Source organism: Pseudarthrobacter lactosi (assembly GCF_055412785.1).
This window is the reverse complement of sequence record NZ_JBVAYS010000003.1, coordinates 435972-459680: the sequence shown is the minus strand read 5'-3', so window position 1 is coordinate 459680 and position 23709 is coordinate 435972. Positions and strand designations below refer to the sequence as shown.

Here is a 23709-nt window from a genome sequence, read left to right as displayed (position 1 = left end):
CCGAAATATACGCTCCTTACCTTTTAGAAGCATCCTCAAGAATCCGACGGATTCCTCCTCACTAAGGAAGAGACAAAAATGAGAGTTATCACCAAAGGCAAAATCGCATTAGCTGCTGCCGCGACTGCCGCAGCCCTGGTGCTGACCGGCTGCGGGGGCAGCGCAGGGTCCAGCGGCGGCGGAAACTCCAGCGCCACGTCGGCCGAGCTGAACCTGATTGCCTACTCCGGTGTCTGGCAGGACCAGTACACGGCAGCCGTGATCGAACCGTTCAAGGCCAAGTACCCGGACATCAAGATCAACTACTCCTCCAAGCGATCCTCCGCCGAAATGCTGAGCGCACTCCAGGGCCAGAAGAACAATCCGGCCACTGACGTGGCCATCATGGACAACTCCGTATCCACCACGGGCAACACCCAGGGGCTCTTCGACAAGATCGATGCCGCTGCGGTTCCCAACCTGGCGAACGTACCTGAAAAGTTCAAGAACAAGGACGGATTCGGCCCGGTAGTTATGCTCGACGCGGTTGGTCTGCTCTACGACACCGCGACGTTCCCCAAGGCGCCTGAGAGCTGGGATGTGCTCTGGGATCCGGCCTACGCCGGCAAGATCAACGTCAACGCTCCTCCCTCGCTCCTGGGTCTGTCGCTGACCGCGATCACCTCCAAGATGGAGGGCGAGGACTACACCCAGAGCATCGACAAGGCGGTTGCCCGCCTTAAGGAGATGGCGCCGGGCGTCCAGACGTTCGCCCCCAACCCCGACGAATACCAGAACGTGATCACCGGCCAGACGGTACTGGGGCTGGGACAGAACGCCCGCGGCCAGTTCTACAGCGACCAGAGCAACAAGAAGATGGGTGTGACCTTCCCTAAGGAGGGCACCGTCTACCAGATCAACACCGTCAACGTCGTCAAGGATGCGCCCAACAAGGCTGCCGCCCAGACGTTCGTTGACTACGCGCTCTCCGCCGAAGCGCAGACCGCCTTCGCCAAGGCTCTCTTCTACGCCCCGTCCGTGACCAACGCCGAACTTCCGGCGGACGTCAAGGACCGCGTGGTTCCCACTGACGGCTCCCTGAACATCGTCCCCCTCGATGTTGAGTTCCTGTCCTCCGCCCGGGACAAGTGGACTGACACCTGGAAGCGCCAGATCATCACCAAATAGCCGTCCCCACGGCGCCCCTCCCCCCACCTGCTTCAGGAGAACTGAAATCGTGACTGAATCAAAACTGTCGATCGTGGATCTGACCAAGAGATACGCTGCCGGTCTTGACCCGGCCGTCGACCGCCTGAACATGGAGGTGGAGGAGGGACACCTGGTGGCACTCCTCGGCCCGTCAGGCTGCGGCAAAACCACCACCTTGCGGATGGTGGCCGGCCTGATGGACCCCACCGCCGGCTCCATCGTGGTGGATGGCAAGGAAATCACCCACACCCCGGTGAACAAGCGCGGCATGGGCATGGTTTTCCAGTCCTACGCCCTCTTCCCGCACATGAACGTGGAACAGAACGTGGCCTTCGGGCTCCAGATGCGCCAGACCTCAAAATCCGACCAGAAACGCCGGGTCGCCGGAGCGCTGGAAATGGTCCAGCTCGGCCACCTGTCCAAACGGCAGGTCAAGGAGCTATCCGGCGGGCAGCAGCAGCGCATCGCCCTGGCACGCGCCCTCGTGGTGGAGCCCACGCTCCTGCTCCTCGACGAGCCCCTGTCCAACCTTGACGCCAAACTCCGCGAGACAATGCGGACCGAGATCCGCTCCATCCAGCAGCGGACCCGGGCCACCACCCTGTTCGTGACCCACGACCAGGACGAGGCCCTGGACATGGCCGACCGCATCGCCGTTATGAACGGCGGCCTGATCGAACAGTTTGGTTCGCCCACCGAAGTCTACGAACGGCCGCGGACGCGGTTCGTGGCGAACTTCATCGGCCAGGCGAACTTCCTCAACGCCCGGGTCCTGTCCGAGACGGGTTCCGCCGCCAAGGGCGAAACCCATTACCGCGTCGCCATCGACGGCCTCGGCCAGTTCGGTGCGGTGGGAGCGCCCGGCCTGACCGGATCCACGCATGAACTGGTCATCCGCCCGCACCGGCTCAGGGTGTCCCTGCAGCCGGCCGGGACCGGGACCATTGCAGGCGTCATTGAACGGGTCAACTACACCGGCGATGCCCTCTCCGTAGCGGTTAGGGCCGGCGACCGCGTCCTGCAGGCCCAGATGCCCACGTCCAGCGGCGACCTGCCCCGTACCGGCGACGCAGCCTATCTTTCGTGGGACGAGCAGGATGCATACCTGCTGCCCACCCCAGTGAAAGAGCCGGCAGCGTGACCGTCACCCAGACCGAGGCCCCCGCCGCCCGCCGGGCCGGCGCAGCTGAAGGCGAGCTGGAGAAGTCCACCGGACGCCGGAACCGGCGGACCTACCTGGCCCTCCTGATACCGGGCGTTCTCGGACTCGTGGTGAGCTTCGTTTTCCCGCTGGCCTACATGGTCCGGATGTCCTTCAACAGGGGTGCGCCGGACGGCATCATCGAGGAAACCTTCACGCTGGACACCTATATCCAGCCGCTGACCGACCCCTACTACTGGCGGGTCACCCTGGACACCTTCCAGATGGGCGTCACCGTGGGACTGCTCTGTGTCCTGGTGTCCTACCCGGTGGCCCTGTTCCTCGCCCGGAGCACCAGCAAATACCGCGGGCTTCTCATCGCCGTCGCCATCGCACCCCTGCTGACCTCGGCCGTTGTGCGGACCTACGGGTGGATGGTCATCCTGGGCACCAACGGCCTGGTCAACTCCACGCTGGAAGGAATGGGCCTGATCGATACTCCGCTCAAGCTGACCAACAACATGACCGGCGTAACCATCGGGCTTGTTGAGATCTTTATGCCCTACGCCATCCTCGCCATGATCTCGGGCTTCGGGCGCCTCAGCCCCCAGCTGGAAGAAGCCGCCGGATCGTTGGGCGCCAGCAAGCTGCAGATTTTCACCCGGGTGACTCTTCCGTTGAGCCTGCCCGGCATCCTCACGGCGTTCCTGCTGGTCTTTGTATTGTCGATCAGTACGTTCATCACCCCGCGCCTCCTCGGCGGCGGCAGCGTCCAGGTGCTCGCCACGGAAATCTACGATCAGACCACCGGACTGCTCAACTGGCCGTTCGCGGCAGCACTCTCCGTCATCCTGCTAGTGCTGTTCGGCCTGATCATTGCCGTTTACCAGCGCCTCACCAAAAAGATCGGAGGCTAGCCATGTCTGAGGCCCGCCTTTTCAAACCGCGGTTCAACCCGGCCAAGCCTGCGTTCGGGATCCTGGTATTCCTGCTCTACCTGTTCCTCCTCGCGCCGCTGCTGATCGTCTTTGTCGTCTCGTTCGCCTCCAACCAGTACCTGTCCTTCCCGCCGGAGGGCCTGACATTCAAGTGGTACGAGATGCTGCCGGAGGAAAGCACCTTCATGAACGGCATGCGGGTCAGCCTCATAGTCGCGGTGATCGTCACGGCCATCGTTTTGGCGCTCGGAGTTCCGGTGGCGCTGGCGCTGGACAGGTTTGAGTTCAAGGCCAAGGCGGCGGTGCAGTCATTCTTCCTCTCGCCGCTGCTGATCCCCAGCATCGTCCTGGCGCTGGGCATGGTCCTGCTGTTTGGTCCGCTGAACCTGAACAACACCTACACCGGCATCATCATCGGCCACGTGGCCATCACCATCCCGTTCGTGATCAGGACAACGCTGATGAGCCTGGCCACCACCGACACGTCCTGCGAGGCGGCCGCGAGGATCCTCGGAGCCGGGTCCTGGACCGTCTTCCGGCGAATCACCCTTCCGATCATCCAGCCCGGGGTCATCGCCGGCGGTGTCATAGCGTTCATCGTCTCCTTCGACGAAGCAGTCATCTCTCTGTTTGTTGCCGAATCAGGGCTGCCGACGCTGCCCGTGCAGGTCCTGCGGTACGTGGAGAACTCTGCCGACGCCGCCGTGGCGGCACTGTCCGTGATCCTCATCCTGATCTCCCTCGCCGTCGTCGTAGTCGTTGAGCGAGTTATGGGCCTGCGCAAAGCCCTGCGTTAGGCGCCCGGGGTAGGCCCGGGTCATAACCCTGGCCTATCCCGTGACATGGATTACGTCTTTGTGTGGGGCAGCGCACGGTGCCAGACTTTTGGGTAGGGCCGGAACTGCGGTTTCCAGCCATGAGCGCTGGCGGTGACTCACCACGCATCACCCGCTTCCCCCCAAGATTTTCAGCCCCACCCGGGGCACAACAGCTCAGAAACACAACGAAGGAAGGCACACACTATGGATCGCACAGTTGATCTTGTGGCAGATCTCGGTGAAGGCTTCGGTGCCTACTCCCTGGGTGACGACAGCGCACTTCTGGAAATCGTCTCCAGCGCGAATATCGCCTGCGGATTCCACGCCGGTGATCCGGACATCATGGACCGCACGGTTGCCGAATGCGTCCGCCGCGGTGTCAGCATCGGTGCGCACCCCAGCTTCCCGGATCTGAGGGGCTTCGGACGGCGCGCCATGGATCTGACCGCCGATGAAGTCCGCACCGACGTCCTTTACCAGCTCGGAGCCCTGTCGGCCTTCGCCGCCTACCACGGCACCAGCGTCTCCCACATCGCCCCGCACGGCCGGCTGGGCAACCTCGTCGCCACCCGCCAGGACTACGCCCTCGCCGTCGCCGATGCCGCCAGCCGCTTCCGCCCGGACCTGATCGTCCTAGCCCAGGACGGCGAACTTGCGCAGGCCGCCGCCGGCCGCGGTTTGCCCGTGGCCATCGTGGGCATCGCTGACCGGGCCTACGAGGACGACGGAACTCTCGTGCCGCGCAGCCAGCCTGGCGCCGTCATTCATGACCCGGCAACCATCGTCGACCGCACCATCCGCATGGTGTGCGAAGGAATCATCGAGTCGGCGTCGGGCGTGAAGCTCCCCGTCGTCGCAGACACCGTCCTGCTGCACGGGGACAACCCGGGCGCCGTGGACCTGGCCCGCCGCATCCGTAAGGAGCTCACCGCTGCCGGCGTTAGCATCGCCCCGCTGCCCCAGGTGCTCGCGGCCAAAGCGGAAGCCGCCTGAGATGTCCGCTTCAACCCCCATCGAGGTGTACGAATCAGGTGACGCCGCCCTCCGCGTCGTCGCCACTTCCCCTGACCGGGAGCGGAATTGGGCTGCGGTCCATGCCTTGGCGGCCTGGCTTGAGACGGCCGACGTCGACGGTGTACACGGCGCGGTTCCCACCTACGATTCGGTGCTGGTGGAGTTCGACCCCTACGTCACATCCGCCCGCCAGATCAGGGCCTTTGTCCTGCTGGGCATGCGCCAGCTGGACTACGTTGGTGCCCCGGCCCGCACGCCCCGGCAATTCGATGTCCCCGTGGTCTACGGCGGCGAGTACGGACCCGACCTCCAGAAGGTTGCGGACCACGAGGGACTCTCCGTCGCCGGGATCATCGCCCTCCACACGGCCAAGTCCTACGTCATCCGCTGCCTGGGGGCTCCAGCCGGATCGCCCATGATGGACGGCCCCGACTTCCCCCTGCCCGTACCCCGGCTGAAGGACCCCCGGCTTTCCGTGCCGGCAGGCGCCGTCTCCGTCGCCGGCCGGCAGGCAGTCATCGCTCCGGCCTCAGCTCCCGGCGGGTGGTGCGTGATCGGCCAAACGCCGCTGACCGTTCTGAACCCGGACAAGCAGCCCCTGGTTCCGTACATGCCCGGAGACCTGCTCCGGTTCCACGAGCTGCCGGCCGCAGAATTCGATCGCTTTGCCGGCCTTGAACTGGAGGCATCCGCATGAGCGGAACCCTGACCATCCAGCAGGCCGGCCACTCCGTCGTCACCGACCTCGGCCGGTTCAAGGGGCCACGGTATGGGCTCCCCGTAAACGGAGCGTTGGACCAGTTCTCTGCACGGGCAGCCAATATCCTGGCCGGCAACCTGGACAACGATCCCCTCCTCGAAGTCACAGCACTGGACTTCCGGATGCGGGCAGACTCAGACCTGCTCATCGCCGTCACGGGTGCACCGTTGACCCTGACCGTCGGCGGACGCGAATGTCCGCAGTGGGAGCCGGTGTCGGTCCTCGCCGGGGAAACCGTTGCCCTGCGCGGTATGACCACCGGGCTGCGCGCCTACATCGCAGTCCACGGCGCCCTGGACGCCCCGATGCTGCTGGGCAGCTGCGCGCCGGACACCGTCGTCGGCTTCGGGCTGAAACTTACGGAGGGCACAGTCCTGGGGGCCCGCAAAAGCGTTCCGCCAATCAGGCACCCGTACTTTGACCTTCCCCTGTTCCGGCTGGCGTTGTCCCGCCCGGGAACCGGCGCCAGCCCGGTCATCGACGTCACGGACGGACCGGACATCGCCGAATTCGGCGACACCGCCGATCTCCTGTTCAACACCAGCTACACCGTGAGCGGACGAAGCAACCACATCGGCCTCCGCCTCGGCGGGGCCCTTCCGGAACGGCAGTCAACCGCGGAAGTCCTTTCCAGGGGCGTCCCGGTCGGGGCCATCGAGGTCCCGTCAAGGGACGAGCTCCTGGTACTTCACAGGGGACGAGGCGTGACGGCCGGATACCCGGTACTGGGCGTTGTCACCAGCCGCTCGCTGGATGTCCTTGCCCAGGCCAGGCCGGGGCACACCATCCGGTTCCGGAAGACCACGGTGGCCGAAGCCACTGCGCGGCACCGTGCCGCAATGCGGGAACTTGAGGCGCTGCGCACGTCAGTAAATACAGTCTTTGGCTTACTGGGTGTGGGAGCCCCGGCAAGCTGGCGGGAACTCATACCGGCGTCCGGGATCTGAGACCCCGTTATGTCCCGCCTCAGTCACCAGAAACAAGTAAGGATTAAGATGTCAACGTCAACACGAGCGGCCGGTCCGCAGAACGACCGCCTGGATGCCAGGCAAACCCGGAAGGTGGTTACCGCCGGTTGTGTGGGCATCTTCGTGGAACTCTACGACAACGGCATCTTCGCCTTTATGGCAGGAACCCTTGCCTTAGTGTTCCTGGCCCCCGGCAACCCGGACAACGCCCTCCTCTTTGTTTTCGCAGGCTACGCCGTGTCCTTCTTCGTGCGCCCCCTGGGTGCCGTGGTCTGCGGTTACCTGGGTGACCGCATCGGCCGGCAGAAACTGCTGGTCTTCGTCATCCTGCTCATCAGTGTGGCGACGGCCGGCATCGGCCTGCTGCCCGCCTACTCGGCAATCGGCGTCGCCGCCCCGGCGCTTCTGGTGCTGCTCCGCATGCTGCAGGGCTTCTCCGTCGGCGGCGAATCCGCCGGCGCCATGACGTTCCTCGCCGAACACGCGCCGGAAGGCAAGCGCGGCATCATCACCTCCTACGCGCAGATCGCCTCTTTCGCAGCCCTGCTCACCGGCACGATGGTTGCCTACTCCATGTCCCCGTGGCTCACCCAGGCAGCCATCGACGGCGGCGGGTTTGGCTCTTTCGCTTGGCGCATCCCGTTCCTGGTCGCCATCCCCATGGGCATCATCGGCTGGTACATCCGCAAGGCGATCAGCGATACCCCCAACTTTGAGAAGCTCAAGGAAGAAGGCGGGCTCTCCAAAAACCCGCTGAAGGAAGCGTTCGCTTCCGCCGAACACCGCCGTGCCATGCTGCTGGCCCTCTTCATCCCGCTGATGAACGGCTCCGGCTACTACGTCCTCTTCTCCTACATGCCCACGTTCCTCAAGGGCAAGCAGCTCAACTTCACCATCGGCGAAGCACTCCTGGTCACCGCCTGCAGCCTGGTAGTCATCTGCATCGCCATTCCGTTTATGGGTGCGCTCTCCGACCGGATCGGCCGCAAGAAGGTGATTGCAGGATCTGCGATCGCTATGGCCGTCGTCGGAATTCCTTCGTACGCCCTCATCGCCACCGGCAACATGGCCCTGGCCATCCTCGGCGCATGCATCATGGCAGTCGTTTTCGCCGGCCACACCGCCGTCATCCACATCCTGATTGTTGAACTGTTCCCCACCAGGGTGCGGTACTCGGCCTACGGCCTCGGGTACAACGTCTCCTCGGCCCTCTTCGGCGGCACGGCGCCGTTGCTGATGACCTGGTTGATCTCATCCACCGGAAACATCTACATGCCGGCGTTCTACGCGGTGGTCACCGCCCTGGGCACCCTGGCCGCCGTCAGCACGGTCAAAGACCGGGCGCACCAGCCACTCCGGGACGCCTGAACCACTCACCGAGCCGGGGCTCTGGCCCCTGTGTCCAAGCCCGTCATTCTTTGCCAACCCACTCATTGGAGACTTCCATGTCATTTTCAGACTATTCAACAGCGCTCGTAACTGGCGCCTCCACCGGCATGGGCGCCGCCATCGCTGAACGCCTGGCCAAGCGCGGACTCCAAGTACATGCCTTCGCCCGCAATGAAGAACGCCTGCAGGAACTGGCGGACCGAACCGGAGCCATCCCGCACGCCGTCGACCTCACGGACACTCTGGCGCTGACCGCAGCGGTGGAAGGCTTGAACGTGGACGTCCTCGTCAATTGCGCCGGCGTCTCCCGCCCTGGAAACATCCTGGACTCCACCGCAGATGACATCGACGAGTTGGTGGACGTCAACCTGCGCTCCCTTCTTCAGCTGACCCGCCTGGTGCTTCCGGGAATGGTGGAGCGGGACAAGGGCCACATCGTCAACATCAGCTCCATCGCCGGCGTCTACAACTTCTACGGCCACACCGTCTATCACGCCACCAAGGCGGCAGTGCACCAGGTCTCCCGGCAGCTGCGCAACGATACCGTGGGCAAACGCATCCGGGTCACGGAAATCTGCCCCGGCCGGGTGGAGACCGAAATCTTCGGCCGGAACATGGGCGGCACACCCGAGGCCATGGAGGAAGCATGGAAGACCTACTACGAGGGTTATGAGTCCCTCACAACTGATGACATCGTCAACGCGCTGGATTACGCGGTCGAAACGCCCCAGCACGTGAACGTCGGCATGCTGGAACTGATGCCCACCTTCCAGGTCCCCGGCGGACTCACCTTCGACCGCCGCTGACCTGACAAGCGCCGTTGATCTGACAACGGCCACCAGCAACCGCCACGGGCCAGCAACCGTCCGCGCACCGCCAACAGCAGAAAACCATAGGTCCCCCGATGCACAACATCCGTACGGTCAGTTTCCCCGACCAGAAGCTCCTCACCGATCTGGAGCCGCTCCCGGGCGGGCTTCGGGGAGTCGTCTGGGACCTCCGGTCCGATCCCCAGGGCGGGACCCTGGATGAGATCGATGCCGTGATCCTGCCCTACATCGACGCCGGGGCGGTGCTGCCGGCGCTGGCCAACGTTCCAGGGCTCAAGTTCGTCCAGACCCAGTCCACGGGCTTTGACGGTGTCCGGGAAGCCGCTGGTCCTGCGGCCGGTGTGTCCAGCGCCGCCGGAGTCCACGCTGCGGCCACAGCGGAACTGGCGGTGGGACTCATTCTTGCCAAGCTCAGGGGGATTGACCAGGCGGTCAGGGACCAGCTGCAGGCGGCCTGGCGGCCGGAGCGCCGGCAATCCCTCGCGGACCGCAGGGTACTCTTGGCCGGCGTTGGCGGCATCGGGCAGGAGATAGCAAAGCGCCTGGAGCCCTTCGAAGTGACCGTCACCCGGGTGGGAAGCGTCACGCGCGACGACGACCAGGGGCACGTGCACGCGTCCTCCGAACTCGCGGAACTCGCAGCCACCCACGACATCCTCATTTCAGTCCTGCCGCTGAGTGACCAGACGCACCACCTGATCGGGGAGAAGGTCCTCGCAGCATTGCCCGACGGCGCGCTCGTGGTCAACGTGGGCAGGGGAGCCGTGGTGGACACGGCCGCACTGACCAAGGAAGTCACGTCCGGCCGGCTGCAGTGCGCCATCGATGTGGTGGATCCGGAACCGCTCCCGGCTGACCACCCGCTGTGGGGTTCACCGAATGCCCTGATCACACCCCATATTGGTGGCAACGCGTCCGCTTTCGAACCACGGATCGTAAAGCTCCTGTCGCAGCAGCTGGAAGCGCTGGCAGCTGGCCGCCTCCCGGCCAACCTCGTCCAGCAGGGTCCCTTCGCATGAGTGGACTTTTTGATTTGACGGGGCGGGTTGCCTTGGTGACGGGGTCGAGCCGGGGGATTGGGAATGCGTTGGCGCGGGCGTTGGCCGGGGCGGGGGCGACGGTGGTGTTGAACGGGATTAATGCGGAGCGGTTGAAGGCTGCGGAGGCGGTGATGGCCGCGGACTTCGCGCCGGGGCAGGTCCATAGTGTCGCGTTCGATGTTACGAGTGATGCAGAGGCTGCGCGGGGTGTTTTGTGGGTGGAGGAGCATGTGGGGCCGTTGCAGATCCTGGTGAACAATGCCGGGATCCAGCATCGGGTGCCGATGCTGGAACTCGATGTCGCGGATTGGGAGCGGGTGATCAGGACGGATCTGACGAGTGCGTTCCTGGTGGGGCGTGAGGCGGCCCGGCACATGATCCCGCGCGGTAAGGGCAAGATCATCAATATCTGTTCGGTGCAGACTGACCTGGCCCGGCCCACGATCGCCCCGTATGTGGCGGCGAAGGGCGGGCTGCGGAACCTGACCAGGGCGATGACGGCGGAATGGGCGGGCTCCGGGCTGCAGATCAACGGGATCGCCCCGGGTTACATCCATACCGGGATGACGCAGAACCTCGTGGACGATGAGCAGTTCAACACCTGGATCCTGGGCCGGACCCCGGCGCACCGGTGGGGCACGGTGCAGGACCTGGCCGGCCCCGCGGTATGGCTGGCCTCGGACGGCTCGGACTTTGTGAACGGGCAGACGATCTTTATCGACGGCGGAATGACGGTGGTGGTCTGATGGACATCGAAACAGTGGCTCAGGGAACCGAAGCAACAGCCCTGCCGGTGTCGGGTTTGGCGGTGGTGGCGTATGCGGCCGGGGATCTGCGGATCGAGGACGTCCCGCTGGCGGCACCGGGCCCGGGCGAGGCCGTGATCGAGGTGGCGTACGGTGGGATCTGCGGGTCGGATCTGCATTACTGGCTGCACGGCGCGGCGGGGGAGTCGATCCTGAGGGCGCCGATGGTGCTGGGGCATGAGATTTCCGGGACCGTGGTGGCGGCCGCGGCGGACGGGACCGGCCCGGTAGTGGGCACCGCGGTCGCGGTCCACCCCGCCACCCCCGGCCCCGGTGACGGTGGCATCCGGTATCCGGCGGACCGGCCCAACCTCTCCCCTGGATGTACGTATCTGGGCAGCGCGGCCCGGTTCCCGCACACCGACGGCGCGTTCGCCCGCTACGTGAACCTGCCCTCCCGGATGCTGCGGGCGCTCCCTGCCGGTGTGGATCTGCGGACCGCGGCGCTGATCGAGCCGGCCTCCGTGGCCTGGCACGCCGTGTCCCGGGCCGGGGATGTGGCGGGCAAGAGTGTGTTGGTGATCGGGTGCGGGCCGATCGGTGCGCTGGCGGTCGCGGTCCTTAAACGTGCCGGCGCGGGGCGGATCACCGCCGTGGACGTCCATGCCAAGCCGTTGGAGATCGCCGCGGCGGTCGGCGCGGACCAGATCCTGCAGGCCGGGGACGCGGACGCGATCGCGGCGGTGCAGGCCGATGTGGTCATTGAGTCCTCGGGCAGCCACCACGGCCTGGCCTCAGCGATCCAGGGTGCCGCCCGGGGCGGGACCGTGGTCATGGTCGGGCTGCTGCCCACCGGACCGCAGCCGGTCCTGATCTCCCTGGCCATCACCCGGGAACTGGACCTGCGCGGATCCTTCCGCTTCAACAACGAGATCGACGACGTGATCGCCGCCCTCGCCGACGGCACCCTCCACATCAACCCCGTCATCACCCACGAATACCCCCTCAGCCAAGGACTCCAAGCCTTCGAAACCGCCAAAAACTCCGCCGCATCAGGAAAAGTCCTCCTCAACTTCACGCCCGCAAGCTGAGACTGAGACGTTTGAGCGCGAACGCACACTTAAGGCCCCGCGCCCAGAGGGATTTGGGGCGCGAAGTGTACGTTCGCGCTTCAGGACGCCGGCAGAACGAATGTCGCTGTGGTGCCAGCGCCCGGGGCGCTGGTCAGGCTCATGGAACCGCCGTGGCCCTCGACGATGGTCTTGCTGACGGGGAGCCCCAGGCCCGCCCCGGGGATGGCCGTTTCGCGGGACCGCGCGGAGCGGAAAAATGTGGTGAACGCCTGCGCCTGGTCTTCCGCGCTCATGCCGACGCCGGGATCGGTGATCGAGCAGACGAGGTCCGTGCCGGTGCGGTGCGCCCGGGCGGTAATGCGGCCGCCGTCGGGAGAGTATTTGATCGCGTTCGAGAGCAGGTTGTTGACCACCTGGCGGATCCGGGCGGTGTCCATCCGGGCGGTGAGCGATGGCTCGACCTCCAGTACCACTTCGAGGCCCCGGCTGGTCGCCTGGTGGAGCCTTGAATCGACGACGTCGGCGAGGAGACGGGCGAGATCGGCCTCCTGCAGGGAAAGATCCACACGCTCTGAGGCCACGGCAATAAGATCGTTCACGAGCCCCAGGAGATGGGTCGCATTCCGGTGCACCACCAACAATTCAGCTTCGATCCCTTCGTGCCCAGGTTCCTCCAGGACGAGTTCGAGGTAGCCAAGGATGGAGGTGAGCGGAGTGCGCAGCTCGTGGGAAACGGTGCCGACAAAGTCGTCCTTGGCAGCGAGCGCGGTGATCAGCGCTGTCACGTCCACGAACGTTATGACACCGCCGCTGCGCGCGCCGTCCTTGGAGCGAATGGCGTGGGCGCTCACGGAAAAGGCGCGCTGGTCCTTCTCATCGCCTGCCCACATCAGCTCGTCCGTGAATGCCTCGCCCCGTGCAATGCGGGCGGCAGGGAACCCGCCGGGAGCCACCGGTCTGGCTCGGTCGCCATGCAGCAGGGTGGCAGTGCCCTTCGCTTCGGTCAGTCGGGCCAACGTCGGATCATCGCGCATGGCCCGGTTGATCAGTACATTGTTTCCGTCCTTGTCCACCACCCAGACGCCCACTCCCACCGCGGCGAGCACGGCGTCCAGGAGCCGCTGGCGGTCCACGCTCTCTGCGAGGGTTTCCGCCAGAGCCTGGTCTTTCCGCAGCAGCGCCTTGCGCTGCCTGTGGAGAGTGCCCGAGACAATGTGCGCGGAGACGGCGATCGCAGCCATCACCAGGGGCAGGAAGATGGTCCGGATCATCGACCCCTGGGCGGGCGGGGAGCCAAGGGCCGCTGCCGGGACGACGGTACTGAGCAGGGTGCCCAGGACGGCGAGCAGAACCCGGCCGCGTTGGCGGCCAACGGACAGCCAGATCACGGGGAAGACGAGCATCAGGCCCAGGACATTGAAGCTTGGCCCGCCGGCTTCCCTCGTAAAGCCGATGGCAAGGCAATCCAGGACCGGAATCACGGCGAATACGCCGGCAGGCAGCCGTCCCCAGGGGATCGCCACGCATGCGGCAAAGATGGCAGCATGGCCTACTAGCGCCAGCCTGAACCGCTCATCCACGAAGGTTTCAGGGCTGAACAGCCCGGCGGCCGCCACCATAAGCACCACAGTGACCGTCAGCGGCAGCTGGCTCATCACCACCTGCCCCCGGGCGCCGAGGCCCCCGAATAGCGCGTCGATCCTCCCCGCGAGGAGACCGTCGTTTGGCGGTTCCTGGCCCGGCGTCGAGCCACTTCCTTGCGTTCGATGCATCAGTCTGTCCCCCCAGACACAGCCGCCTGTCCCTCAGACACAGCCGTGATCGCTCTCCGGCTGCCTGAAGGGTCGTTGTGAAAGCCTAGCGCGCCTACCCGATCAGCAGGCTCAACGCCTCCGTGAGATGTTCCACTTCGCGCACTGAGAAACCTGGCGGCACGGGGCCGGGCCCGTTGTGACTGGCCGGGACCACCGCGTGGGTGAAACCCAAACGGTGTGCTTCCTGGATGCGCTGGTTGATGCCGGGCACGGGCCGGACCTCGCCGGCCAGGCCTACCTCGCCGAACGCGATCAGCCGGATGGGCAGGGGTTTGCGGGCCTTCGCGGACGCGACGGCCAGGGCAACGGCGAGGTCAGTGGCCGGTTCGCTGAGCTTCACGCCACCCACCGTGGCCACATAGGAATCGTCCTTATGCAGGAGGCAGCCGGCACGCTGCTGCAGGACCGCCAGGAGCATGGACACCCGTGAACTGTCCAGGCCACTGGTGGCCCGGCGCGGCTGCGAGTTTGCACTCTCGGCAAGCAGCGACTGCACCTCGGCCAGCAAGGGCCGCCGCCCTTCCATGGTCACGGTGATGCACGTGCCGGACACGGGTTCCTTGGTGCGGCTGACGAAGAGCCCGCTGGGGTCCGTGAGCCCTTCGATGCCGTTTTCATTCAGGTCAAAGCAGCCGACGTCGTCCGTGGGCCCATACCGGTTCTTCACCGCGCGCAGCATCCGGAGCCGGGAATGACGCTCGCCTTCGAACTGGCACACCACGTCCACGAGGTGTTCGAGCAGCCGCGGTCCCGCGATGGACCCGTCCTTCGTCACGTGCCCCACCAGCAAAGTGGTCATGTTCCGGCGCTTGGCAGCCGCGATGATGGACGCCGCCACCTCACGCACCTGCGAGACGCCGCCGGCACTGCCGTCCACGTCAGCGCTGCTGAGCGTCTGGACCGAGTCCACAATCAGCAGCCGCGGCTCGATCTTCTCCACCTGCCCCAGCGCCTGCCCCAGGTCCGTCTCGGCGGACAGGTACAGGGAATCGGCGACGGCGTCGATCCGCTCGGCGCGCAGCTTCACCTGCGCGGCGGATTCTTCGCCCGTGACATACAGGACATCCTGGGCGGTGCGGGCAAACTTGGCCGCGACGTCCAGCAGCAGCGTTGACTTGCCCACGCCAGGTTCCCCGGCCAGCAGAATGACTGCGCCCGGGACCAGACCGCCACCCAGCACGCGGTCCAGCTCGTCCACGCCGGTGGGCAGGAAAGCCGCCGTGGTGGCATCCACCTCGGCAATCCGGCGGGCCGGCTCCAGAACCGTTGTTGCCGCCGTCGTGCGCGCTGCAGCGGCGCCGGTTTCCTCAACCGTGCCCCACGCCTGGCACTCGCCGCAGCGCCCCACCCACTTGACTGTGGTCCAGCCGCATTCGGCGCACTTGTATGCCGGCGCCTTGGACGCGCGGGAAGTCTTTGTTGCCATGGGTTCCACCCTACTGGCGGGGGCAGACATTCCTCTGGTGCCGGGTTTCGCTCAACCACCGGTCCGCTCAACCACCGGAGCACCGGCTATAGCCCCGGCAGCACGTCCCGTGCCTCGATCGGATCCATCCCGGTGGCCTCCAGGAGGTCCACCATCAGCGGCCGGAACAGCATCACCACAGTCTCGCCCTCAAGCCGCTGGACTTCCAGCAGCCTGGGGTGCAGCCGCAGTGCAATCTCGCTGAAGTCCTGCCGGGCCGTCCGCAGATGGGCCCGCCGCGCGCCGTCGTGCGTTTCGGCGAGGCCCAGCGAGAGCTCATCAATCGCAGCCGCAGTATCCTCGAGCACCTCCGCGATGTTCTCGGTTGCCTCATCGGAAAGCGCGGCATGGTTGATGGCGCTGGTCAGCCGCCGTGCGAAGACGCGGCTGTTCCTGAGCGCAAGGTCGATGGAGTCCAGAGATTGCTTGAGCCGGTCCAGTTCGTCGCGGTGCCGGCGGTGGGCCGGCGCGAGCGTGGCCACCTCGCCGGAAGCGCGCAGGGAATGGCGCATCGCGTCCACCAGCGGCTGGCAGTTCCGGCCGCGGATCAGCGCGTGCCACGCCTGCGTGGAGTCGCTGTTGCTCAGGGCGCCGGCGCATTCCCTCAGCACTTCGGCCAGTTCGTGCAGCAGCTTCCGCACATCCTTGCGGGGCTCCCGGCGCGGATCCTTCGGAATCAGGATGGTCACCAGAAGCGCGAACACCCCGCCAACAATGGCGTCAATGCTGCGGGTGAACGGCCCGCCGTCGGGCGCCGGCAGCAGCACCACCAGCAAGGATTGCAGCCCCAGCTGCGTGGTGAAGATGTTGCCGCTGTCCAGGAAACGGGCCAGCAGGATGGAGAAGAGAAGTACGACGGCGGCCTGCCAGATTCCGCTGCCCAGCCAGTGCAGCAGCAGATCACCCACCGCGATCCCGATGGTGCAGCCGAGGCCCACCTCCATGACCCGGCGCAGCCGCGGGTCACGCGAGAAGCCCAAGGCGATCAGTGACGATGTGGCCGCAAACAGCGGGCCGGAGTGCCCCAGGACAAACTCGGCGAAGGCGTAGGCCCCCACCGCGCACGCGGTCATCTGGATAGCGGGGAGAAGAGAGTTCCGGCTCCGGACCAGGCCGGTGCGGATGCGTCCGCGCAGGAAACGCCTGCTTGCTGAGAGTCCTGCTGCTGCGGCCATGTTCTCCAGTCTATTTGCCGCCCGGGCACCCAAGACCGAAAATGTGACGCGCGCAATGGTGGCGCCGCAGTTGTAAGCCAATATGCCGCCGTCGTTAATCTTCTGTTCACCTATGGCCGCCCATCGCTTAACCTGCGGGACCTAACTTCGATGAAGGTACAAAACATACGCATCGCGCTGCAGGGCTTCTCCGGGTCCTGCCCGCAACTGAATAACCCTGGAAGGGGTACATCTAGTGAAGGCTCTCCGTTTCGGTCGCCACGCGGCTATTGCTGTAATCGCTGCCGGCGCACTCGCGCTCACCGCCTGCGGTTCAGATAACGCCACGGGCAACACGCCTGCGGGCAACCAGACTTCTGCCGGCCCCAAGGTCACCGGCACGCTGACCGGCATCGGAGCATCCTCCACCGGCGCGGCCATGGACGCCTGGAAGGCCGGTTTCGCCACCGCCAACCCCGGCGCCACCGTGCAGTACTCCCCGGACGGTTCCGGCGCAGGCCGCAAGGCAATCATCGACGGCTCGGCCCAGTTCGCCGGCTCCGATGCGTACCTCAAGGATGAAGAGCTGGCCAGCTCCAAGGCCAAGTGCGGCCCCGAAGGTGCCATCAACATCCCGGTCTACATCTCCCCGATCGCTGTCGCGTTCAACCTCCCCGGTGTCACTGAGCTGAAGCTTGACGCCGCCACCGTGGCCAAGATCTTCCGTGGCCAGGTGGCCACCTGGAATGACCCCGCAATCGCCGCCCTGAACCCGGGCGTCACCCTGCCTGACCTGAAGGTCACCCCGGTGAACCGCTCTGACGATTCCGGTACCACCACAAACTTCACCGAGTACCTGGCCGCTGCTGCTGCCGATGTCTGGACCGACAAGGCTGCCGGCATCTGGCCCGCAACCCTGCAGGGCGAGAACGCCAAGGGCACCTCCGGTGTTGTCAAGACCGTCACCGACACCCCGGGCGCCGTGACCTACGCGGATGACTCCGCGGTGGGCGGCAAGCTGGGCACCGCCTCCATCAAGGTGGGCGAGGAATTCGTCAAGATCTCCGCCGACGCAGCTGCTAAGGCTGTTGAAGCCGGCAAGCCCGTCGATGGCCGCTCCGCCACTGACGTCGCGATCAAGCTTGACCGCAAGACCACCGCCAAGGGCGCCTACCCGGTGGTCCTGGTTTCCTACCACGTTGTCTGCACCACCTACGACAAGCAGGAAACCGTTGACCTCGTCAAGGCCTTCGAAAGCTACGTAGTTTCCGACGCCGGCCAGAAGACGGCTGCTGACTCCGCGAAGTCCGCGCCGCTCTCCCCGGCCCTCGCCGAGAAGGCCGTCAAGGCCATCGAATCCATCAAGGTCAAGTCCTAGTACCTGTACCTGAACCACGTTCCCCGCCACGCCGACAGGCGGGGCGGGGAACTTGGCTTTGTACGCTCGATTTAGGCACCGCCCACAACCGAAGGGTCTGGAATGACCGCCACCCCCCTGAATAGTTCCCAGGGCGCAGGCCGCGCCGGGGATAGAATCTTTTCCGGCGCCGCCCTGACCGCCGGGTGCCTCATCCTCGCTGTCCTGTTCGGCGTGGCCCTGTTCCTTGTTGTCCAGGCCATTCCGGCGCTCACTGCCCCGGCTGCCGATATCCAGGGCGGCAAAGGCTTCTTCGCCTACATCTGGCCGATCGTTATTGGCACCCTTATTGCCGCCATCATCGCCCTCGTGATCGCAACACCCGTCGCAATCGGCGTAGCCCTGTTCATCTCGCACTTCGCGCCGCGCGGCCTCGCCTCCGGCCTTGGCTACGTGGTGGACCTGCTGGCCGCCATCCCGTCAGTGGTTTATGGCGCCTGGGGCGCGGCATTCCTCGCCAAGGAAATATCCCCGGCCTACAACTGGCTGGCCGCGAACATGGGCTGGCTGCCCATCTTCCAGGGCCCCGCCTCCGCCACCGGCAAAACCATCCTGACCGCTGGCATTGTGCTCTCGGTGATGGTCCTGCCGATCATCACGTCCCTGAGCCGTGAAATCTTCCTGCAGACGCCCAAACTCCACGAGGAAGCCGCCCTGGCCCTCGGCGCCACGCGCTGGGAAATGATCAAAATGTCGGTCCTGCCGTTCGCCCGCCCAGGCATCATCAGCGCCGTAATGCTGGGCCTGGGCCGCGCGCTGGGCGAGACCATGGCCGTTGCTCTGGTCCTCTCCTCCGGTGCCCTGACCGCCAGCTTGATTACGTCCGGCAACCAGACCATCGCCGCGGAGATCGCCCTGAACTTCCCCGAAGCCAGCGGCCTCAAGGTCAGCACGCTGATCGCTGCAGGCCTGGTCCTGTTTGTGATCACGCTGGGAGTCAACATGATCGCGCGCTGGATCATCACCCGGCACAAAGAATTTTCGGGAGCAAACTAAATGTCCTCCACTCTCACTCCCGTGCGCAGTAAGCGCTCTGCCCTCACCAAAGGCCAGCTGCCCAAGTACGCACCGTACGTTGTCCTGGCGCTCGCGCTCATCGTGGGCGCCGCGATCCTGGCACTGATCGGCTTCAACGCCTTCGGCTGGGGCATCGTCTCGGCCATCCTCTTCGCCGCCGGCCTGGTGGGCTGGAGCGCCGCGGTGGAAGGCTCCCGCAAAGCCAAGGACAAGCTGGCCACCTGCCTGGTGGTGGGCTCGTTCCTGGTTGCGATGCTCCCGCTGATCTCCGTGATCTGGACGGTGCTGGTCAACGGCGTTCCCGGCCTGATCGCCCCGGGCTTCGTCACCAGCTCCATGAACGGCGTCACGGGCGTCTACGACAATAGGGCCGTCGAAGAGGGTGCCCCCGTTATCGGCGGTATCTACCATGCCCTGTTGGGCACCATCCAGATCACGCTGGTAGCCACCGTGATCTCCGTGCCCGTGGGCCTGCTGACCGCCATTTACCTGGTGGAGTACGGCAACGACGGCCGTTTGGCACGCGCCATCACGTTCTTTGTGGACGTCATGACCGGCATCCCGTCCATCGTGGCCGGCCTGTTCGCCGCCGCGTTCTTCTTCGCTGTGGTGGGGCCCGGCACCAAAACCGGTGCCGTTGCCGCCGTCGCACTTTCCGTCCTGATGATCCCCGTAGTGGTGCGCTCCAGCGAGGAAATGCTCAAGATCGTCCCCAACGAACTGCGCGAAGCGGCGTACGCGCTGGGGGTGCGCAAGTGGCGCACCATCCTCAAGGTGGTTATCCCGACGGCGATCTCCGGCATCGCGTCCGGCGTCACCTTGGCGATCGCCCGCGTGATCGGTGAGACTGCGCCCATCCTGGTCACCGCCGGGTTTGCCACCAGCATCAACAACAACGTGTTCGGCGGCTGGATGGCCTCGCTACCCACATTCATCTACACCCAGATCCTCAACCCCACCTCGCCGGCCAACCCGGACCCGTCCTCGCAGCGGGCCTGGGGCGCCGCCCTGGTGCTGATCATCCTGGTGATGGTGCTCAACCTTGGCGCCCGGCTGATCGCCAGGACCTTTGCACCCAAGACCGGCCGCTGAAAGCTTTCCAGCAGGCCATTCCGGTCCGCGCGGCCAAACCCTAGACTTCAATCCGTACCCCAGCAAGTGAAGGAACACCATGTCTAAGCGCATCGACGTCAAAGACCTGAACGTGTACTACGGCGATTTTCTGGCCGTGGAGGATGTCAGCATCGCTATTGAGGCCAAGTCCGTGACGGCCTTCATCGGTCCCTCAGGCTGTGGCAAATCCACGTTCCTGCGCACCCTGAACCGCATGCACGAGGTACTGCCCGGCGCCCGCGTTGAAGGCGAAGTCCTGCTGGACGGCGAGAACCTCTACGGCCCCGGCGTGGACCCGGTGACGGTCCGTTCGCAGATCGGCATGGTCTTCCAGCGGCCCAACCCGTTCCCCACCATGTCCATCCGGGACAACGTGCTGGCCGGCGTGAAGCTGAACAACAAGAAGATCTCCAAGGGCGAGGCCGACGTCCTGGTCGAAAAGTCCCTCCAGGGCGCCAACCTCTGGAACGAGGTCAAGGACCGCCTGGAGAAGCCCGGATCCGGCCTGTCCGGCGGCCAGCAGCAGCGCCTGTGCATCGCCCGTGCCATTGCCGTGGAACCGCAGGTGATCCTCATGGACGAGCCGTGTTCGGCCCTGGACCCCATCTCCACACTGGCCATCGAGGACCTCATCAACGACCTCAAGGACCAGTACACCGTGGTGATCGTGACCCACAACATGCAGCAGGCCGCCCGCGTCTCGGAAAAGACGGCGTTCTTCAACATCGCGGGTACGGGCAAGCCGGGCAAGCTGATCGAATACGGGAACACCCAGTCCATCTTCAACAACCCCACCGTGAAGGCCACTGAGGACTACGTCTCCGGCCGCTTCGGGTAGGCCCCAGCCGCTCCCCAGGCTCCCCAGGCTCCCCAGGGGACCCCTGCGGCTGTGGGCCACGCCGGCAGGGTGCCCTGGCCGAGCTTGCGAGGCAAGGGAGCCGGTGGGGACAATCGATGCGGCGTTTAAGCCAGGTAGGTGGCGCTCAGGGTGTCAGCGGTGACAGCGCCAGGGCCAGCACGAAGGCCCCGGCCGCGGCTGCCGCTGGCGTGAGGACCCACAGACCCAGGATCTGCAGGACCAGCTTCCGGTTGGTGACTGAGAAATGCTGGTTCTCGCCGGCTCCCAGCACGGCCGCAGTCACAGTGTGGGTGGTGGACAGGGGCCAATGCAGTGCGATCGCCCCCATGAACAGCATCACGCCGCTGAATGTCTGGGCCACGGAGCCCCGCAACGGGTCCACCCTGGTGATCTTGTAGCCGATGGTGTGAGAAATCCGCCAGCCGCCAAAGAGTGTTCCGGCCGTGATCATCACGGCGGAAACCAGCGCCACCCACAGGGGGATGCTGTCGCCGTCGGAATAGCCCGCCGCGAGGAGGGCAAGCAGAAGTACGGCGCCCACCCGCTGGCCGTCCTGCAGGCCGTGGCCGAATGCCACAGCTCCGGCCGCGATGGCCTGGCTGCGGCGGAAGCGATGGTTGACGACACTGGGCTGGGCGTAGCGCGCCGCCCAGGTCACCGGGAAAACCAGCAGGTACGAGCCAATGTAAGCGACGGCGGGCGAAAGCAGCAGCGGCAGGAGAACCTGGACCAGCAGGGAATGATTTACGCCGCCGACTCCCACTCCGCCCACGGCCAGGCTGGCGAGGCCGGCCCCTGCCAGCCCGCCCACCAGGGCGTGCGTGGAGGAAGCCGGGATGCCTCGCCACCACATAAGCAGGCCCCAAGCGCACGCGCTGGCCAGGGCTGCCACCAGGATGCTGAGGCCGCTCACGCCGGCGGGCAAATGGATCCAGGTGTGGCTGATCGCAACCACCGCGGTAGCGCTGATCAACGCGCCCACGAAGTTGAAAAGTGCGGCCAGCAGAACAGCGACGCTGGGCGTGAGAGCCCTGGTGCGGACAGCCAGCGCCACGGACGTGGAGACGTCCCTGAAACCGTTGAGGAAGGCAAACGCTGCGGTCAACAGGACCACGGCGCCGAAAATCACTGCTGTCACGTCAGGATTCCTTGACGATGATGCTGCCTACCTGGGTAGCGATGCGGCGCATGTCCTTGGTGACTTCGACCAGCTGGTTGGCGACGTCCCGGTTACGGGAATACTGCGCCCACTTCATGTCCCGGATCATGTCCGCTACCCAGACCCTGTGGGTCCGTTCGGCGCGTTTTGCGAGCCTGAGGATCTCAATCCAGTAGTCCTCGAGGTCGTCGAGGTTGTTGAGCCGGCGCATGGCGTCGACGGTGAGTTCGGCCTGTCGGCTGATGATCTCGAGCTGGTCTGCCGCCCGCCGCGGCAGGCGGTCCAGCTGGTAGAAGGACACAAGTTCCGCGGCGCCGTCCAGTTTCTCGAGGGCCTCGTTCAGGTAGCGGGACAGTGAGTACATGTCTTCGCGGGGGAGCGGGTTCACAAAGCTCGTGCGCATGTGGGTGAGGAGGGCAAAGTGCAGTTCGGCGGATGCGGCCTCGTGGTTATGCATGTCTTCCACAAGCTTGGCGTGCTCGGACGCGGGGACGCCCAGGATCTCTGCCATGGTGGCGCTGGCGTTCACAATTTGCTGGGCCATCTGGGACAGCAGGGTCAGCCCTGCGGGCTCCTGGGGGAAAAGGCGCAGCTTCACGTTGGGATACCGGTCTCCGGGGGTGTACTGGGGTCGGGGGCCGCCCACTTGTGACTTGACGCAGGCCAGCAGCTGTGTAGATTCTACCGGCCAGCGCCTGCAGCCTGTAAACAGGCAGAAAAAATGGTGCCGAACCGGATACGCCTCTCGGCGGTAGGCCGCTCTAGGCGGCTATTTGTTGAAGCCCGGGGGTTTCGCGGCTCGACACCAGTTTCAGTGTTCTACGTTGCCCGGTCCAAGTCAACATTGACAGATCGGCGCTAGTGGTTCAGTCGAGCTCGCCCAGACGCCAGGCATTTGCTGCGTGTTCAAGGTCCTCGGCGGTCTTTACGAGCTGGTGCGAGTTGCGCGTGAGCTTGCTGGCATGGGCCGAGTTGCCGATCTCGGCGCCGTCGGCGATGGTCGCCTGGCCAAGCGCCACGACGCGGCAGAACGCGGCGGAACGTTCCAGCGCGACGTCGAACTCGCCGTCGAACGCTCCGGAGAGAATGGCGTCAGCCATGGCCCGCATCTCCTCGGCTCCCGGCGGTTCGGCGGCACCGGCCACCACATGGGAAACCTGCGCGGTGTCCTTGCCGGCGCGGAAGTACACGGAGATCCGTTCCGGGTCCTGGACGGTGGCGGCACGCAGGGCGTACAGCCGCCAGAGGGCGCCGGGCAGCGAACGCGCTGGGCTTTCGGCCCACATCTCCGCAATGGCTTCCAGGCCCTGTTCGTCCGTCAGCTTGACCAGCCGTTCGGTGATGACGGGGTCGTCGCTGTCGCGTCCGTGGCGCACCAGCGCCTGGGCGGCGAGGTGTGCGGCCTCGGAGACGCGCGCAGGATCGGGGCCGCCGGCGAACGGCTCAAAGTCGATGGGGGCGAACGGCTTGGGCTTGTGATGCCGGTTGGCTCCGCCGTAGTGACTGGGTCCTGCTTGTTCGCTCATGCCCCCACGCTACTCCTGTGCCGCGCGGGAAATCGAGTGCTGTTCGTAGCCGGGATACGCCGTGCCAGTGCCGGTGACGCTGCGCGGAACCCGGAACGTACGACGGCGGCGCACGCCTGCGTGCCAAACCCGCCCCGTGTGTGGGGTAAAGTATTTTACGTCCAGAAATGGACTGGGCTGATCGGTCGCTTGACCGTTCGGCTGGGGCCTTTAGCTCAGTTGGTAGAGCATCGGACTTTTAATCCGTGGGTCGTGGGTTCGATCCCCACAGGGCCCACCC

Annotated in this window: 22 protein-coding genes and 1 tRNA gene; 17 read left to right on the top strand and 6 right to left on the bottom strand. The window is 65.5% G+C overall.

All coding sequences use genetic code 11. The features are described from left to right. Positions 1 to 78: 78 nt before the first annotated feature. From ACZY0Q_RS15635 to ACZY0Q_RS15580, 12 genes are all read left to right on the top strand, one after another. On the top strand, positions 79 to 1167 hold the full coding sequence (locus ACZY0Q_RS15635; RefSeq protein WP_463918210.1) for an ABC transporter substrate-binding protein: 1089 nt from the start codon (positions 79 to 81) through the stop codon (positions 1165 to 1167). A gap of 49 nt (positions 1168 to 1216) precedes the next feature. After that, positions 1217 to 2329: an ABC transporter ATP-binding protein gene (locus ACZY0Q_RS15630; protein WP_463918208.1), complete on the top strand. Its 1113-nt coding sequence runs from the start codon at positions 1217 to 1219 to the stop codon at positions 2327 to 2329. Further along, a complete protein-coding gene (locus ACZY0Q_RS15625) occupies positions 2326 to 3246 on the top strand; it encodes an ABC transporter permease (RefSeq protein ID WP_463918206.1) in 921 nt (306 codons plus the stop codon). Before ACZY0Q_RS15630 ends, ACZY0Q_RS15625 begins: the two co-directional genes overlap by 4 nt. 2 nt (positions 3247 to 3248) lie before the next feature. Continuing rightward, positions 3249 to 4064 (top strand): ABC transporter permease, encoded by an 816-nt coding sequence (locus ACZY0Q_RS15620; protein ID WP_104060126.1) that lies wholly within the window; start codon positions 3249 to 3251, stop codon positions 4062 to 4064. 225 nt (positions 4065 to 4289) lie between these two features. Next, a complete protein-coding gene (locus tag ACZY0Q_RS15615) occupies positions 4290 to 5078 on the top strand; it encodes a LamB/YcsF family protein (protein ID WP_463918204.1) in 789 nt (262 codons plus the stop codon). Between the two features lies 1 nt (position 5079). Beyond that, positions 5080 to 5796 (top strand): 5-oxoprolinase subunit B family protein, encoded by a 717-nt coding sequence (locus ACZY0Q_RS15610; protein WP_463918202.1) that lies wholly within the window; start codon positions 5080 to 5082, stop codon positions 5794 to 5796. Next, positions 5793 to 6806 (top strand): 5-oxoprolinase subunit C family protein, encoded by a 1014-nt coding sequence (locus ACZY0Q_RS15605; protein WP_463918200.1) that lies wholly within the window; start codon positions 5793 to 5795, stop codon positions 6804 to 6806. The genes ACZY0Q_RS15610 and ACZY0Q_RS15605 overlap by 4 nt, the downstream gene beginning before the upstream one ends. Before the next feature lie 48 nt (positions 6807 to 6854). Beyond that, on the top strand, positions 6855 to 8195 hold the full coding sequence (locus ACZY0Q_RS15600) for an MFS transporter (protein WP_463918198.1): 1341 nt from the start codon (positions 6855 to 6857) through the stop codon (positions 8193 to 8195). A 77-nt stretch (positions 8196 to 8272) separates the two neighbouring features. Then, positions 8273 to 9022, top strand: coding sequence for an SDR family oxidoreductase (locus ACZY0Q_RS15595; protein WP_463918196.1), 750 nt, complete (start codon positions 8273 to 8275; stop codon positions 9020 to 9022). A 98-nt stretch (positions 9023 to 9120) separates the two neighbouring features. Further along, on the top strand, positions 9121 to 10065 hold the full coding sequence (locus tag ACZY0Q_RS15590) for a 2-hydroxyacid dehydrogenase (RefSeq protein WP_463918194.1): 945 nt from the start codon (positions 9121 to 9123) through the stop codon (positions 10063 to 10065). Next, complete coding sequence (locus ACZY0Q_RS15585; RefSeq protein WP_463918193.1) at positions 10062 to 10832, top strand: SDR family oxidoreductase; 771 nt, start codon at positions 10062 to 10064, stop codon at positions 10830 to 10832. Before ACZY0Q_RS15590 ends, ACZY0Q_RS15585 begins: the two co-directional genes overlap by 4 nt. Further along, positions 10832 to 11923: an L-idonate 5-dehydrogenase gene (locus ACZY0Q_RS15580; protein WP_463918191.1), complete on the top strand. Its 1092-nt coding sequence runs from the start codon at positions 10832 to 10834 to the stop codon at positions 11921 to 11923. Before ACZY0Q_RS15585 ends, ACZY0Q_RS15580 begins: the two co-directional genes overlap by 1 nt. A gap of 80 nt (positions 11924 to 12003) precedes the next feature. On the opposite strand, the gene ACZY0Q_RS15575 is transcribed toward ACZY0Q_RS15580, so the two are convergent. From ACZY0Q_RS15575 to ACZY0Q_RS15565, 3 genes are all read right to left on the bottom strand, one after another. Next, a complete protein-coding gene (locus tag ACZY0Q_RS15575) occupies positions 12004 to 13677 on the bottom strand; it encodes a sensor histidine kinase (protein WP_463918190.1) in 1674 nt (557 codons plus the stop codon). Positions 13678 to 13771: 94 nt separating this feature from the next. After that, entirely contained in the window at positions 13772 to 15145 is a 1374-nt protein-coding gene (gene radA, locus ACZY0Q_RS15570; protein ID WP_463918189.1) for a DNA repair protein RadA, read from the bottom strand. A gap of 86 nt (positions 15146 to 15231) precedes the next feature. After that, positions 15232 to 16359 carry an FUSC family protein gene (locus tag ACZY0Q_RS15565; protein ID WP_463918187.1) on the bottom strand — a complete coding sequence of 376 codons (1128 nt, stop codon included), beginning with the start codon at positions 16357 to 16359 and terminating at the stop codon, positions 15232 to 15234. Between the two features lie 235 nt (positions 16360 to 16594). Between ACZY0Q_RS15565 and pstS the strand changes: the two genes are divergently transcribed. From pstS to pstB, 4 genes are all read left to right on the top strand, one after another. Beyond that, positions 16595 to 17716 carry a phosphate ABC transporter substrate-binding protein PstS gene (gene pstS / locus ACZY0Q_RS15560; RefSeq protein ID WP_463918185.1) on the top strand — a complete coding sequence of 374 codons (1122 nt, stop codon included), beginning with the start codon at positions 16595 to 16597 and terminating at the stop codon, positions 17714 to 17716. A 102-nt stretch (positions 17717 to 17818) separates the two neighbouring features. Next, a complete protein-coding gene (gene pstC / locus ACZY0Q_RS15555; RefSeq protein WP_463918184.1) occupies positions 17819 to 18751 on the top strand; it encodes a phosphate ABC transporter permease subunit PstC in 933 nt (310 codons plus the stop codon). Next, positions 18752 to 19864: a phosphate ABC transporter permease PstA gene (gene pstA / locus ACZY0Q_RS15550; protein WP_463918182.1), complete on the top strand. Its 1113-nt coding sequence runs from the start codon at positions 18752 to 18754 to the stop codon at positions 19862 to 19864. Positions 19865 to 19943: 79 nt separating this feature from the next. Further along, positions 19944 to 20723 (top strand): phosphate ABC transporter ATP-binding protein PstB, encoded by a 780-nt coding sequence (gene pstB, locus ACZY0Q_RS15545; protein WP_463918181.1) that lies wholly within the window; start codon positions 19944 to 19946, stop codon positions 20721 to 20723. A 145-nt stretch (positions 20724 to 20868) separates the two neighbouring features. Here the strand turns inward: pstB and ACZY0Q_RS15540 are convergent, their stop codons facing one another. The 3 genes from ACZY0Q_RS15540 to ACZY0Q_RS15530 form a co-directional block, all read right to left on the bottom strand. Further along, entirely contained in the window at positions 20869 to 21882 is a 1014-nt protein-coding gene (locus ACZY0Q_RS15540) for an anion permease (RefSeq protein WP_463918179.1), read from the bottom strand. Between the two features lies 1 nt (position 21883). After that, positions 21884 to 22501: a nuclease PIN gene (locus ACZY0Q_RS15535; RefSeq protein WP_463918177.1), complete on the bottom strand. Its 618-nt coding sequence runs from the start codon at positions 22499 to 22501 to the stop codon at positions 21884 to 21886. A 268-nt stretch (positions 22502 to 22769) separates the two neighbouring features. Then, on the bottom strand, positions 22770 to 23429 hold the full coding sequence (locus ACZY0Q_RS15530) for a hypothetical protein (RefSeq protein WP_463918176.1): 660 nt from the start codon (positions 23427 to 23429) through the stop codon (positions 22770 to 22772). A 204-nt stretch (positions 23430 to 23633) separates the two neighbouring features. Between ACZY0Q_RS15530 and ACZY0Q_RS15525 the strand changes: the two genes are divergently transcribed. Next, positions 23634 to 23706 (top strand) — tRNA-Lys (locus ACZY0Q_RS15525). Positions 23707 to 23709 lie beyond the last annotated feature (3 nt).